This is a genomic window from Celeribacter sp. PS-C1, from assembly GCF_019429625.1.
In the GTDB taxonomy this organism is placed as follows: domain Bacteria; phylum Pseudomonadota; class Alphaproteobacteria; order Rhodobacterales; family Rhodobacteraceae; genus Celeribacter.
The window spans coordinates 19,162-33,102 of the sequence record NZ_JAHXRW010000006.1; the positions used below are offsets into that span (position 1 = coordinate 19,162).

Below are 13,941 nucleotides of genomic sequence, written 5' to 3' on the forward strand. Positions count from 1 at the left end.
AGAGCGGGACGCGACTCGCGGGTCATAAAAAGAGGGCAGAATGATATGAGTGAAATCGCCAATCTCGAGAGCCATCGCGGTGAGAAAACCTCCGGCACTGATGCGTCATCGAGCACGGCTACGGGTGACACCAAAGGCTCTATCATCACCTCATACGCCGGCGCCGTTCCGCACAATATCGAAGCAGAACAACAGCTTCTGGGCGCGCTCCTGACCAACAACGATGTCTTCGACAAGATCGTGTCGATCATCGCGCCCGAGCATTTCTATGACCCGGTCCACAAGGATATTTTCGAGAAAGCCTCCGAGCGGATTTCGAAAAACATGCTGGCCTCGCCGGTGACGCTCAAGGCCTATATGGAGGACCATGTCGGCCTCCAAGAACTCGGCGGTCCGGCCTATCTTGCGCGTTTGGCGGCCTCGGCGATCTCGACCTACGCGGTGCGTGACTATGCGCAGCTGATCTACGACCTGTTCCTGCGCCGTCAGTTGATCGAGCTGGGCAATGAAATCGCTGGCGCGGCCTCCTCAGGGTCTGACACCCGCGACCCGAGCGAACAGATCGTTGCCGCCGAACAGCGCCTCTATGGCCTCGCCGAACAGGGCAAGGGCGAAACCGGGTTTACCTCGTTTCTCTCCGCCGTCACCCAGGCCGTTTTGAACGCCAACGCCGCCTACGAACGTGGCGGCGGCATGGCGGGGGTCGAGACGAAACTCATTGATCTCGATAAGAAAATGGGTGGCCTGCACCCCTCTGACTTGATCATTCTCGCGGGGCGTCCCTCGATGGGGAAAACCTCGCTGGCGACCAACATCGCCTTCAACATCGCGAAATCCTACAAAAAGGGCCAGCTGCCCGACGGTCGCCAAGGTGCGGTCGAGGGCGGCGTCGTGGGCTTTTACTCGCTGGAGATGAGCGCCGAACAATTGGCCGCGCGTATTCTGGCCGAGGCTTCCGAGATTTCCTCGCACAAGATCCGCCAAGGTGACATGACCGAGGAGGAATTCCGCCGCTTCGTCGATGCCGCAAAGACCTTGGAAAGCTGTCCGCTTTATATCGACGACACCCCCTCGATCCCGATCTCGCAGCTTGCGGCACGCGCCCGGCGGTTGCAGCGGACCCATGGGCTTGATCTGTTGATCGTCGACTATCTCCAGCTTGTGCGCGGCACCTCGCGGACCGAAGGCAACCGGGTGCAGGAGATCGGCGAGATTTCCATGGGCCTCAAGGCCATCGCCAAAGAGCTGAACATCCCGGTGATCGCGCTGTCGCAGCTCTCGCGGACGGTGGAATCCCGCGATGACAAACGCCCGCAGCTGTCGGATTTGCGTGAATCCGGCTCCATCGAACAGGACGCCGACGTGGTGATGTTCGTCTACCGTGGCGAATATTATAAAGAGCGCGAGAAGCCCGATGACGACAACCTCGAGGCGATGGAGAAGTGGATGGCCGATATGGAACGCCTGCACGCCAAGGCCGAGGTCATCCTCGGCAAGCAGCGTCACGGTCCGATTGGCACGGTCGAGTTGAGCTTCGAAGCGGAGTTCACCCGCTTTGGCAACCTCGCCGCCGACCGCTACAACAACTACGATTACGAATAAATTCAACGTGTAAAAGGTTAGGCCCGCGTCCTTTCGCCTTGCGACTCTCGGCGCGCGCCGTCAAATACATCGACATGGGTACTTCAGTTCTACAAATCGATCTCGGGGCACTGGCCGACAATTGGCGCGCCCTCGACAAGCTCTCCTCGGAGGCTGTGGAAACCGCCGCCGTGGTAAAAGCCGACGCCTATGGGCTGGGTGTCGCGAAAGCCGCGCGCGCCTTGATGAAAGCGGGTGTCAAAAAGTTCTTCGTCGCCGCCGCTGAAGAAGGCGTGACTTTGCGCCAAGCCGTAGGTCCAACGCCGTGGATCGGGGTGTTCTCCGGTCACATGGCGGGCGACACGGATATGATCGGCGACATGAATCTGGTGCCGATGCTCAACTCGCTCGACCAAATCACCCGACATTTCGAAGCCCTGCCCGGCGCGCCTTTCGGCATTCAGCTCGACACAGGCATGAACCGGCTTGGCCTTGAAGCCGCCGAATGGGATGCGGTCAAGGCTTTGGTGCTCAAGGCAAACCCCGATCTGATCATGAGCCATCTGGCCTGCTCCGACGAGCCGGATCATCCGATGAATGCGCAGCAATTGGCGGCGTTTCGCGCGATGACCGATGGGGTCAGGGTGCCCCGCGCTCTGTCCGCGACAGGCGGATTGTTGTTGGGGCCAGACTACCATTTCGACCTCGTGCGTCCCGGCATCGGGCTTTATGGCGGCTTCCCGTATGAGGACGGCAAACCGGTCGTGAAACTCGAATGCCCGGTGATCCAGACCCGCGATGTCATGCCCGGCGAAACGGTCGGCTACTCGAACAGCTGGACCGCAGACGTGCCATCGCGCATCGCCACCGTCTCGGCGGGCTATGCCGACGGGATCACACGGCTGATTTCCAACAAGGCGGTTCTGTTCGACGGATCGATCCCCTGCCCGCTCGTGGGCCGTGTGTCGATGGACCTGATCACCGTGGATATCACCCACCTCGATCATGTGCCTCACGCGCTTGATCTGTTGTGCGCGCATCAGACACCTGATGATCTGGCCACCATCGGACAGACCATCGGCTATGAAATCCTGACGTCTCTTGGCGCGCGGTATCACCGCCGGTATATCGGATGACCGCGCTTGTGACCCGCCCTCTGGCCGCGCTTGGGGCGACGGTGCTGGCCGCCTTGGCCAGCGTCGGGCGGGTGGCGCTTTTTGCGCTTTCGGCCTTTCGCCACATTCTGACGCCGCCATTTTATGGCCGCGAATTCCTGCACGCTTTGATGACTGTGGGCTATCTGTCGCTGCCCGTGGTCGGCCTGACCGCGATTTTCACCGGCGGCGCTTTGGCATTGCAGATTTATGCAGGTGGCTCGCGCTTCTCAGCCGAACAGGTCGTGCCACAGATCGTCGCTTTGGGTGTTGTCCGCGAACTGGGGCCCGTGATGGTCGGTCTGATGATGGCCGCGCGGGTAACCTCGTCGATTGCCGCCGAGATCGCGACGATGAAGGTCACGGAACAGATCGACGCTTTGGTCACGCTCTCGACCGATCCGATGAAATATCTCACCGCGCCGCGCGTGTTTGCCGGTCTCGTCACCGTGCCGCTTTTGGTTGCGGTGGGCGACACGATTGGCGTGTTCGGCGGCTGGTTCGTGTCGACGCAATCTCTGGGCTTCAATGCAGCGACCTACCTTAAGAACACGGTCGATTTCCTTGAGGCCTCCGACATCATTTCCTCTCTGGTTAAGGGTGCTGCCTTTGGCGTGATCGCAACGCTGATGGGGTGCTATTTCGGGATGAATTCCGGTCGCGGCGCACAAGGTGTGGGCCGGGCGACGAAATCCTCCGTGGTCGCAGCCGCCGTTCTGATCCTCGCGGCCAACTTCCTTTTGACGCAGGCGTTTTTCACCACATGATCAGCCTAGAAAATGTCCATAAAGCCTTTGGCTCCAAAGAGATTTTGCGCGGCGTCGACCTCCATGTCGCCCGCGGCGAAAGCTGTGTGATCATCGGTGGCTCGGGCACCGGGAAATCGGTGATGCTGAAATGCATTCTTGGGCTGATCAAGCCGGACCAAGGCACGATCAAGGTTGGTGGCGAGGATATCACCGCCACCGGCGACCGCGATGCGTTCCTCGCGCGATTTGGTATGTTGTTTCAAGGGGCTGCGCTGTTTGACAGTCTTCCGGTCTGGCAAAACGTCGCCTTTCGCCTACTGCGCGGCTCGTTGAAACGACCCAAAGCCGAAGCCCGCGAGATCGCCATCGAAAAGCTGCGCCGCGTGGGTCTTGGCCCCGACGTCGCTGATCTTTTCCCCGCCGAACTGTCGGGCGGGATGCAGAAACGCGTCGGCCTCGCGCGTGCCATCGCCGCCGATCCTGAGATCATTTTCTTTGACGAACCGACGACGGGCCTCGACCCGATCATGGCGGGGGTGATCAACGAATTGATCCGCGAGATCGTGGTGGAAATGGGCGCGACCGCCGTGACGATCACCCATGACATGACCTCCGTGCGCGCGATTGCCGATAAGGTCGCGATGTTGCACCGGGGCAAAATCCGCTGGTTCGGGCCTGTGGCCGAGATGGACAGCGCGGATGATCCCTATCTCAAACAGTTCATCACCGGCTCCGCAGAGGGGCCGATTGAAACGCTGCGATGAGCAAGCTGCGCCTTCTCAACCTGTCGCTTTTGATCCTCTTCCCTATCGCTTGGGCCGCGCCGTTGATGAAGGCCGGACTTTTGCCGCTGTTTTCCCTGTCGGAAATCTCGGTTCTCTCGGGAATTGCCGCATTGTGGGAAAAGGACAAGTTTTTAGCGCTTATCGTGGTATTTTTTGCAATTTTGGCACCGATCGGGAAAGTCTTAGCGATGGAAGGCCTGTTGTCCGGTCGCCTTTCAGAGCGCGTGAAGCCCTGGCTTTATCACCTTGGGCGGTTGGCGATGGCCGATGTGTTCCTGATCGCAATCTATATCACGGTCGCGAAAGGCATCGGGGTTGGACGGCTTGAAGTGGGCTGGGGGCTTTATCTGTTTACGCTTTGCGTGCTTGTGAGCCTCGGCTTGAGTATTTTGGCCAAGAAGAAGATCTGAGTGCTTGCGGAGACCCCGCGCGGCAGATTAGAACGAAGCAAGAACAATTCAGGAGCAGCAGAATGGCCAAGGCGCAGAAGAATTTCGTGTGCTCCAATTGCGGAGCGGTGACGACCAAATGGTCGGGGCGCTGTGATGGCTGTGGAGAGTGGAACACGATTGTCGAGGAACAGCCGCTTTCTGCTGCGGGGCCTGCGAAAAAGACGCTGGGCGGGATGCGGGGCAAGGAAATTCCGCTCTCGAAGCTTTCGACCAAGGAAAGCCCGCCGCCGCGCACCTCGTCTGGACTTGAGGAATTCGACCGGGTGTTGGGCGGCGGCTTGGTCCCTGCTTCTGCCATTTTGGTGGGCGGCGACCCGGGGATCGGCAAATCGACGCTTTTGTTGCAGGCCGCGGCACGGTTCGCGGGCGCAGGTCTGAAAGTCATCTATATTTCCGGCGAGGAAGCCAGCGCGCAGGTGCGGATGCGGGCGCAACGTCTGGGGCTGGCCGAGGCCAATGTGCAATTGGGCGCGGAGACCAACCTGCGCGATATTTTGACGACGCTGGAAAAGGAAGAACCGGATCTGGTGATCATAGACTCGATCCAGACCATGTGGGCCGACAATGTCGAAAGCGCACCGGGATCGGTATCGCAGGTGCGCGCGGCGGCGCATGAATTGACAACATTCGCTAAAACGCGCGGCGTCTCCGTGGTGCTTGTGGGCCATGTGACCAAGGAAGGCCAGCTTGCCGGGCCACGCGTGGTCGAGCATATGGTCGACACGGTTCTCTATTTCGAAGGCGAGCGCGGGCATCAGTTCCGGCTCTTGCGCGCCGTAAAGAACCGGTTCGGCCCGGCGCATGAGATCGGTGTGTTCGAGATGACCGGCGATGGATTGTCGGAGGTGACGAACCCCTCGGCGCTGTTTCTGTCGGAACGCGATCAACCTGCGCCCGGCTCGGTGGTCTTTGCAGGCATCGAAGGCACGAGACCCGTATTGGTGGAATTTCAGGCACTTGTCGCCCCCTCGCCCCATGCGCAGGCGCGGCGCACGGTCGTGGGCTGGGACGGCTCACGCCTGGCGATGATCCTTGCCGTGCTGGAAGCGCGCTGTGGCATCCCCTTCGCGGGGCTCGATGTGTATCTCAACGTGGCGGGCGGCATGAAAGTCTCCGAACCCGCCGCCGATCTGGCCGTGGCCGCAGCCCTTTTGTCGGCGCGCGAGGATGCGGCTTTGCCGAAGGACTGCGTGGTTTTCGGCGAGCTGTCCCTTTCCGGCAGTCTGCGCCCGGTGGGCCAGACGGAGAACCGTTTGAAAGAGGCTAAGAAACTCGGCTTTGCCTCCGCCATCGCGCCTGCGCAATCGAAAGCGGGCGAGAAAAGCGGCATGGAAATGCGGTTGATGAGCGATCTCGTAGGCTTTGTAGGCGAAGTCTTTGGCGCCGGGTAAGCCGGGAAATCGGGTAAAAACGGTGCAGAACACCAAGACCTAAACGCCTCACTCTCCACCTTTTTACCCGCAAGCGCGGGAAAAGAGGTTGAAACAGATTGCAAAACTTGGTTCTTCATCCGCGACCCCCTGCGGGAAATGAGAATGAAGGACATGTGCCATGGAAGGCTTTACTATCATCGACGGCATCGTGGCGCTGGTCATCATCGTGTCGGCCATTCTTGCCTATAGCCGCGGTTTTGTCCGCGAAGGCATGGCAATCGCCGGCTGGATCGTGGCGGCCATTCTGGGCTATATGTTTGCGCCCAAAGCCGTGCCGCTTGTGAAAGAAGTTCCCTACCTGGGCGACTACATCACCGGCTCCTGCGAATTGTCCGTGATCACTGGCTTCTTTGCGGTCTTCGCGCTGGCGCTCATCGTGGTGTCGGTCTTCACACCGCTGTTTTCCTCCGCCGTTCAACGCTCCGCTCTGGGCGGGATCGATCAGGGGCTTGGGTTCCTGTTCGGTGTGCTGCGCGGCATCGTTTTGGTCGCCATCGCTCTGGTCGTGGTGGACCGCGTCTCCACCGGCGATCCGATCGAAGTGTTGGAAAACTCCCGCACGGCCAAGGTCTTTGCCCGCTCGCAGGATAAGATCGACGAGAGCCTGCCGGACGATGCGCCGGATTGGATCACGCAGCGCTATGAGGCGCTGGTTTCCACCTGCACGATGTAAGCGCAGCGAAACACTCTTACAAAGGCGGCCTTTCGGGTCGCCTTTTTCTTTGCACCCTGTCGATCAACACGCCCCTGCAATTTTTAAGAAACGCTTTATGTGATCCTTTCGTGACACTGGCTTTGATAGGCCTTAAAGGAGGGGCAAGACACTCGTGACAGGATTCGGAGCCCGGCTGGATGCGCCTTTCGCCCCAGACCTATACCTTTGAGCTTGGCGTATTGGATTGCGTCGGAACAGGTGCACCCTCTCAACTGAGACCTTCTCAACTCACTAATGACCGGGGCCCTGCCCCATTGGCCTCTCTGACCATGACGGCAGAGATCGCAGCGACGACGAATTGGAGCGACTGATATGTGCGGGATTTTTGGGATCGCGAGCCGGACGAACGATGTCTTTGCGGAGCTCTACGACGGTCTTTTGATGCTTCAGCATCGTGGTCAGGATGCCTCGGGCATCGTGACCTATGACGGCGAGTTTTTCCGCGAACGCAAAGGCTCCGGCCTCGTGAAAGACGTGTTCGGCCCGCAGGATGCGCCGAACCTTCTTGGCCGTCTCGGACTTGGCCATGTGCGCTACCCCACCGCGGGCTCGCTTTCTGCCGCCGAGGCCCAGCCGTTCTTCGTCAACGCGCCCTATGGCATCTACCTCGTGCACAACGGCAACATCACCAACACCGAAGAGCAGCGCGCCAAGGTGGTCGGCAAATATTCCCGCCATCTGCGCACCACCTCGGACAGTGAAATCCTGTTGAACGTGCTGGCCGACAAGGTCTCTGACGCCATTAAAGTGAATGGCACCGACGATCCCGTGCGCAACATTCTGGCCGGTGTCAAAATGACCATGGAGCGGGTGCAGGGCGCCTATTCCGTGATTTGTCTGATCGCAGGTGTCGGGCTTCTGGCCTTCCGCGATCCGCATGGCATCCGCCCGCTCTCCGTCGCCAAACGCGAAACCGATGCAGGCGATGAATATTCCTTTGCCTCCGAAGACGTTGCTTTTGGCATCAACGGCTTCGAGAAAATCCGCGATATGAAGCCCGGTGAGGCGATCCTGATTGATCTCGACGGCAACATGCACACGCGTCAATGTGTCGAGGGCAAGCTGACGCCCTGTATCTTCGAGTATGTCTACCTCGCCCGTCCCGACAGCATGCTTGACGGCATCTCCGTCTACAAAACGCAGCTCCGCATGGGCCAGACGCTGGCACAACAAATCCTCAACAGCGGGTTTGAGATCGACGCAATCATCCCGGTGCCGGACAGTGCACGCCCTGCAGCCCTTGAGGTCTCCAACATCACCGGCATTCGCTACCGCGAGGGTTTGGTGAAAAACCGCTATGTGGGCCGGACCTTCATCATGCCGGGCCAGAGCGAGCGTCAGAAATCCGTGCGTCGCAAGTTGAACGCCATGGAACTTGAGATGAAGGGGCGCAACATCCTCTTGGTCGATGACAGCATCGTGCGCGGCAATACGATCAAGAAAATCGTTCAGATGTGTCGCGAAGCGGGTGCAAAAAAGGTCTACATCGCCTCTGCCTCCCCGCCCGTGAAATACGCCAATGTCTACGGCATCGACATGCCCACGAAACATGAGCTGATCGCCAACAATCGGAGCGTTGAAGAGATTTGCGACTATCTCAACGCGGACGGCCTGATCTATCAAAAGCTCGAAGACCTCGTCTGGGCGGCCAAAGAAGGCAACCCTGACATCGAGGCATTTGATTGCTCCTGTTTCAACGGGGAATATGTCACGGGCGTTTCGCCGGAATACCTCGCCTCTTTGGAAACGTCCTCGCGCGTCAGCGAGAAAATGAAAGACAAGGGCGTGGAGAAGACCTCTACCTCGCTGGCGAGCTGAGCCTTGGCATCGCTTCTCGATCTCGACCCGCGCTGGCGCGCGCTCATGGACCCTGAGGGGGCGTTTGGCGGGTTGATCGACATTGGTTTCGATCATCCCTCCAACTGGCCGCATGAGGCGCGGGGCGAGGCGCCCTTTGTCAAAGCGGGCGACGATCAACTGGCCTCTGAACTGTGCCGCCTCAACGACCGGCGCTTTCTGTGCGCCACGCTTGCCCTGCCCGTGCGCGGCTCTGAAGAGGCGCTGATGGTGGCGCTCTGGGTCGAGGTGCCGCACGCGGTCTTCTATGCCTATCTTGAGCTAATGGACGGCGGTGCGGTGCCGGAAACGACGCTAGCATCATTGGCCAACGACCTTATGCCGCTCGCCAGACAAGAAGCGCCTGTGACGCTCGACTTCGGTGAAGGTACAGAACGTCCGGTTGCAACGCTCGAGGGGGTCCGCGACATCTCACTGGATCAACTCCTCGATCTATACGAGGCCTCCGGGGCGCTTGAGCGCACTGCTCTCAAATCCCCTTGACGCCGCGCTGGTCAAACGCCACACAAATCTCATGACAGAGAACACTAAAATCGCCCTCATCACCGGCGCCTCACGCGGCCTTGGCTTTTTCCTCGCCGAGGCTCTGGCGCCCGACTATCACATCGTCGCCGTCGCCAAGACCACCGGCGCGCTCGAAGAGCTTGATGACCTGATCAAAGCCAAGGGCGGTCAGGCCACTTTGGCGCCGATGGATGTCACCAACCCGGACGCCATGGCGCATCTCTGTCGCGGGATTTACGACCGTTGGGGACACTTGGACCTCTGGGCGCATGCCGCTATTTATGCGCAACTTTTGTCCCCCGCCGATCACATGGACCCGAAAGATTTCGACCGCACGATGAACACCAACGTCATCGCGACCGGCAAGCTGATCCCGATGATCTCACCGCTCTTGACCATGGGCGATACGCCGGGCGAAGCGCTGTTTTTCGAGGACAACCACGCGGGCGAGAAATTCTTTGGCGCCTATGGTGCCTCGAAAGCCGCGCAGATCGCCATGGCGAAAAGCTGGCAGGCCGAGACAGCCACGATGGACAAAGCCCCGCGCGTCCACATCCTGTCGCCGAAAGCCATGCCCACCGCCACCCGCGCTCGGTTCTTTCCGGGCGAGGACAAAACGACGCTCAGCCACCCGCGTGATGAGGCGCCGCGCCTGTTGAAAGAGGCCGGAGTGATCTAAGCAGCAATTAGGCTCAGACTAGACGAAGCACTTCGCAAACCGGAAGATTTCTCAAGATAGTTATAGACATGCCGACATTATCGCGCCCGCAGCTCGCCCAGATGTATAATGAGCACCATATCCGGATTTTTCCTAGGCCACGCCCGGGCAAAGAGATGGCGGGCGACGGGGCCAGATTTGAGGCCAGAACGCAGCACTCTCCTGAGGGATTTATGCCTCTCGGCGCCTACAGCTACAGTCAGTCGTATCTGTCGAATGTTTCATCTGTTGGACGTTACTGTTCAATGGGGTCGAAAATTTGCTCCATGGGGGCCGTGCATCCAACCGATTGGGTCAGTTCAAATCCGATATTTTACAACAGGGGACGATACAATCGCTTCATCGGTGAAGCTCCACCATTCAAACGCCGTTTTCGGGAAAAGTATGGGCCGATCACTATCGGGAATGATGTCTGGATCGGCGACCAAGTCGTCCTGAAAGGGGGAATTACCATCGGAGATGGCGCAGTGATAGGCTTTGGGGCCGTCGTAACCAAAGATGTGCCGCCCTATGCGATCGTCGCAGGCGTGCCAGCGAAGATCATTCGTTATCGCTTTTCGGAGGACATTCGCACGGCAATGCAGGCCAGTCGTTGGTGGCGCTATGACGCGCATGATATAGCCGCTCTCTCGCATGACGATCCCGCGCTATTTTTAACAGAATACGAGAAGGCAGCCCCGAAGCTTTCCGAACGTCCGGAGGATTTTAAAACTTATCAAGACTATTTGGGCGACGCAGAGTAAAAGGCCAAATAAGACAGACCTCTCGCATCTTTCAAAGCGGTGCGAAAAGGTCGACGCGGTAGCCATCCGGGTCCGCCACGGTTGCATATCGTTGCCCCCAGAACGCGTCCCATGGTTGGGTCAGCACCGAAAAGCCAGCCTCTTCGATCGTCTTGGCAAAGGCATCTACCTCGGCCGGATTCTCGCACAGAAGCGCAAAACAGGAATGGTTCGGCGCCCGTGGCGCTTCGCCCGTCAGTTTTTCCATCAGGCTGGCGTGGTCGATCATCAAACGCGGCTCTCCGGGGGCGCGCACTGGCTCGACGTGATCTTCGGTCACAAAACCGCCCTCGAAATCAAACCCCAAGAGCGTATAAAACGCCATCGCCCGCTTCATATCGGTCGCAGTGACCGCAACGGCGTCCAAAACGGGTTTTCCCATAGGTTTTTCCTCTCAGATCCGGCGGGCGACTTGCCGCGATTCCCAGCCTGCTTTAAGGACATAGGCAACACAAGGGGAAGTCCGAGGAAAGTCTGGCCATGCGCATCCTGATCACCAATGACGACGGCATCAACGCGCCGGGTCTGAAAACGCTAGAGGCCATCGCGGCCCAGATCGCAGGCCCCGAGGGCGAAGTTTGGGTGGTCGCGCCGGCGTTTGAGCAATCCGGCGTCGGCCATTGCATTTCTTACGCGAGCCCCACAATGATTTCCGAACTGGGCCCGCGCCGCTGGGCCGCCGAGGGTTCGCCTGCGGATTGCGTCTTGGCTGGCCTGCACGACATCCTGCCCGCACGCCCCGATCTGGTGCTTTCCGGTGTCAATCGCGGCAACAACGCGGGCGAAAACGTGATGTATTCCGGCACCATCGGCGGCGCCATGGAGGCCGCATTGCAGGGCGTGAAAGCCATCGCTCTGTCGCAGTTCTTGGGCCCGCGCAACTATGAGGCCGAAGACCCGTTCGAGGCGTCCGCCGTCCACGGCGCCCGCGTGATCCAGCATCTTCTGGACAATGCACCTTGGGGCGAAGATGACGCTTACCGTCTGTTTTACAACGTGAATTTCCCACCGATCCCGGCCGCTGACGTGAAAGACATCACCGTTGCGCGTCAAGGTCGCCGCAAAACCCCGGGCTTCGTGATGGAGGGGCAGGTTTCCCCCACCGGGCGGCGTTTTCTTTGGGTGCGTGGCTCGGAACAATCCGTCGACACTGGTCCCGACACCGACGTCACCGCCAATCTCGAAGGCCATATCTCGGTGACGCCGATGCGCGCCGATTTGACCGCACATGACATGATCAAAGATCTGGAGCGTGCCCTCTGATGGCCATGACCCCTGAAGCAAAAATGCAATACCTCTTCACGCTCCGGTCCAAGGGCGTGATGGATGTTCGCACGCTTCAGGCCATGGAAAAAATCGACCGGGGCGATTTCGTCAAAGGCCTCTTTGCGGAACGCGCCTATGAGGACATGCCGCTTCCCATTGCCTGCGGCCAGACCATTTCGCAGCCTTCCGTGGTGGGGCTGATGACCCAGGCGCTCAATGTGCAGCCGCGAGACAAGGTGCTCGAGGTTGGCACGGGATCGGGCTATCAGGCCGCTGTGCTGAGCCAGCTTGCCCGCCGGGTTTACACCGTAGATCGCTACCCCCGTCTGGTTCGCGAAGCACAGAGTGTCTTTGACCGTCTGGGCATCGTCAACATCACCTCGATGTCCGCCGATGGCTCCTTTGGCCTGCCCGATCAGGCGCCTTTTGATCGCATTCTTGTGACCGCCGCCGCAGAGGACCCTCCGGGCCCCCTCTTGGCGCAGTTGAAAACTGGCGGTATCATGGTCTTGCCGGTCGGACAGTCCGATGCCGTTCAAAGCCTGATCAAGGTGACGCGGCTGGAGAATGGTTTCGACTACGAAGAACTGCGCGCCGTGCGTTTCGTGCCCCTCGTCGAGGGGATGGGTCAGGAGTGACCGATTTTAAACACCTCCGTCAGAGAGGGACCGAAGGGGACCAGCCCCCGCCATTGAGGACAGAGTGAGATGACGATTTTTTCGACGTTTGAGACCCGCCGAGCCGGACTTGCGATGATGGGCTGTGCCGTTCTGGCGCTGAGCGCCTGTGACAAGCCGATCGATTTCGATCTGCGCGGTGTGACGGATGCGTTCTCCACCGCCCCTGCGGCCTCAGAAGCCAAGACCATTTCGAAACCGAGGCCGAACGCTCAGGGCATCATCTCCTACCCGAATTACCAAGTCGCCGTCGCCAAACGCGGTGACACCATCGCCGATGTGGCGAACCGCACCGGCCTCTCGGTCAATGAACTTGCGCGCTACAATGGCATCACGGATGACGTGACCCTGCGCGAAGGCGAAGTGATCGCGCTCCCGCGCCGTGTCGATGGCGGCACGACCCGGGCCGGCACCATCGCCTCGGGCGAACGGATCGACATCACCGCGCTGGCCGAAGAGGGCCTGAGCAACGCGCAAGGCGGCCAAACGACCACGACGATGACCCAAGCCCAAGCCTCCACCCCGATTGAAGGCATGGAACCGGTGCGCCACCAAGTGAAACGCGGCGAAACCGCCTATTCCATCGCGCGCACTTACGGCATCTCCGTGCGGGCACTGGCGGATTGGAACGGCCTCGGTTCCGACCTCTCCGTAGAGGAAGGCCGCTATCTCCTGATCCCGGTCAAAGCCTCCGAAGTGACTGTCCAGACGACAGAGACTCAACCGGGCCAAGGTTCGCCGACCCCCACCCCGCCGTCCGCGTCGGAGCCCCTGCCCGACCCTGACACGGCCACCCCCGCACCGGCGACGACCAAACCGGCAGCGGATCTCGGCGCGACGCAGAGCTCGACTACCTCGGAAATGGCCAAACCCGTCTCCGGCGCGATCATCCGCGATTACGACAAGACCAAATCCAAATTCATCCTTTTCGCCGCCACCTCCGGAACCCCGGTGAAGGCCGCGAAAGACGGCACCGTGAAGTTGATCTCCACCAATGCCGACGGGGTGAAAATCATGGTCGTGGATCACGGCGGCGGCTTGCAGACGGCCTACAGCTTCATTGACGACATCGCAGTGAAAAAAGGCGACAGCGTGAAACGCGGCCAGACAATTGCCAAGGTAACCGCCAACGAATTCAATGCCTTGCAGTTCATGGTATTCAAAGGCACCCAGACGGTCGACCCTACGCCTTACCTGAACTGACGGGATTTGAGTATTCTGATAGAAAAACGGGGAGGTTCGACCTCCCCGTTTTTCTATTCAAAGTT

The 13,941-nt window shown here is 59.6% G+C and carries 14 protein-coding genes and 1 pseudogene; 14 read left to right on the forward strand and 1 reads right to left on the reverse strand.

The window, feature by feature from the left end; all coding sequences use genetic code 11:
* Positions 1–45 precede the first annotated feature (45 nt).
* The 11 genes from J5Y17_RS10230 (at position 46) to J5Y17_RS19315 (ending at position 10,691) form a co-directional block, all read left to right on the forward strand.
* Positions 46–1,602 carry a replicative DNA helicase gene (locus J5Y17_RS10230; RefSeq protein WP_219785157.1) on the forward strand — a complete coding sequence of 519 codons (1,557 nt, stop codon included), beginning with the start codon at positions 46–48 and terminating at the stop codon, positions 1,600–1,602.
* Positions 1,603–1,676: 74 nt separating this feature from the next.
* Positions 1,677–2,717 (forward strand): alanine racemase, encoded by a 1,041-nt coding sequence (gene alr / locus J5Y17_RS10235; RefSeq protein WP_219785158.1) that lies wholly within the window; start codon positions 1,677–1,679, stop codon positions 2,715–2,717.
* A complete protein-coding gene (locus J5Y17_RS10240; protein WP_219785159.1) occupies positions 2,714–3,502 on the forward strand; it encodes an ABC transporter permease in 789 nt (262 codons plus the stop codon). Before alr ends, J5Y17_RS10240 begins: the two co-directional genes overlap by 4 nt.
* Positions 3,499–4,248 (forward strand): ABC transporter ATP-binding protein, encoded by a 750-nt coding sequence (locus tag J5Y17_RS10245; protein ID WP_219785160.1) that lies wholly within the window; start codon positions 3,499–3,501, stop codon positions 4,246–4,248. Before J5Y17_RS10240 ends, J5Y17_RS10245 begins: the two co-directional genes overlap by 4 nt.
* Positions 4,245–4,679, forward strand: a complete 435-nt coding sequence (locus J5Y17_RS10250) for a paraquat-inducible protein A (RefSeq protein ID WP_219785161.1) — start codon at positions 4,245–4,247, stop codon at positions 4,677–4,679. Before J5Y17_RS10245 ends, J5Y17_RS10250 begins: the two co-directional genes overlap by 4 nt.
* 62 nt (positions 4,680–4,741) lie before the next feature.
* Entirely contained in the window at positions 4,742–6,112 is a 1,371-nt protein-coding gene (gene radA, locus J5Y17_RS10255) for a DNA repair protein RadA (protein WP_219785162.1), read from the forward strand.
* A gap of 160 nt (positions 6,113–6,272) precedes the next feature.
* Positions 6,273–6,827 carry a CvpA family protein gene (locus tag J5Y17_RS10260; RefSeq protein WP_219785163.1) on the forward strand — a complete coding sequence of 185 codons (555 nt, stop codon included), beginning with the start codon at positions 6,273–6,275 and terminating at the stop codon, positions 6,825–6,827.
* A 354-nt stretch (positions 6,828–7,181) separates the two neighbouring features.
* Entirely contained in the window at positions 7,182–8,687 is a 1,506-nt protein-coding gene (gene purF / locus J5Y17_RS10265; RefSeq protein ID WP_219785164.1) for an amidophosphoribosyltransferase, read from the forward strand.
* 3 nt (positions 8,688–8,690) lie between these two features.
* Positions 8,691–9,209: a DUF2199 domain-containing protein gene (locus J5Y17_RS10270; RefSeq protein WP_219785165.1), complete on the forward strand. Its 519-nt coding sequence runs from the start codon at positions 8,691–8,693 to the stop codon at positions 9,207–9,209.
* A gap of 31 nt (positions 9,210–9,240) precedes the next feature.
* The gene (locus J5Y17_RS10275; RefSeq protein ID WP_219785166.1) at positions 9,241–9,909 is read left to right on the forward strand and encodes an SDR family oxidoreductase; all 669 of its coding nucleotides are present in this window, start codon (positions 9,241–9,243) and stop codon (positions 9,907–9,909) included.
* A 68-nt stretch (positions 9,910–9,977) separates the two neighbouring features.
* Entirely contained in the window at positions 9,978–10,691 is a 714-nt protein-coding gene (locus tag J5Y17_RS19315; protein WP_370628916.1) for a CatB-related O-acetyltransferase, read from the forward strand.
* A gap of 31 nt (positions 10,692–10,722) precedes the next feature.
* On the opposite strand, the gene J5Y17_RS10285 is transcribed toward J5Y17_RS19315, so the two are convergent.
* Complete coding sequence (locus J5Y17_RS10285; RefSeq protein ID WP_219785167.1) at positions 10,723–11,112, reverse strand: VOC family protein; 390 nt, start codon at positions 11,110–11,112, stop codon at positions 10,723–10,725.
* Between the two features lie 98 nt (positions 11,113–11,210).
* Between J5Y17_RS10285 and surE the strand changes: the two genes are divergently transcribed.
* The 3 genes and pseudogenes from surE (at position 11,211) to J5Y17_RS10300 (ending at position 13,876) form a co-directional block, all read left to right on the forward strand.
* On the forward strand, positions 11,211–11,993 hold the full coding sequence (gene surE, locus J5Y17_RS10290; protein WP_219785168.1) for a 5'/3'-nucleotidase SurE: 783 nt from the start codon (positions 11,211–11,213) through the stop codon (positions 11,991–11,993).
* Positions 11,983–12,634 (forward strand): annotated as a pseudogene (locus J5Y17_RS10295) (protein-L-isoaspartate(D-aspartate) O-methyltransferase). The gene surE and the pseudogene J5Y17_RS10295 overlap by 11 nt, the downstream one beginning before the upstream one ends.
* Before the next feature lie 69 nt (positions 12,635–12,703).
* Complete coding sequence (locus J5Y17_RS10300) at positions 12,704–13,876, forward strand: LysM peptidoglycan-binding domain-containing protein (RefSeq protein ID WP_219785170.1); 1,173 nt, start codon at positions 12,704–12,706, stop codon at positions 13,874–13,876.
* The last annotated feature ends 65 nt before the right edge of the window (positions 13,877–13,941 follow it).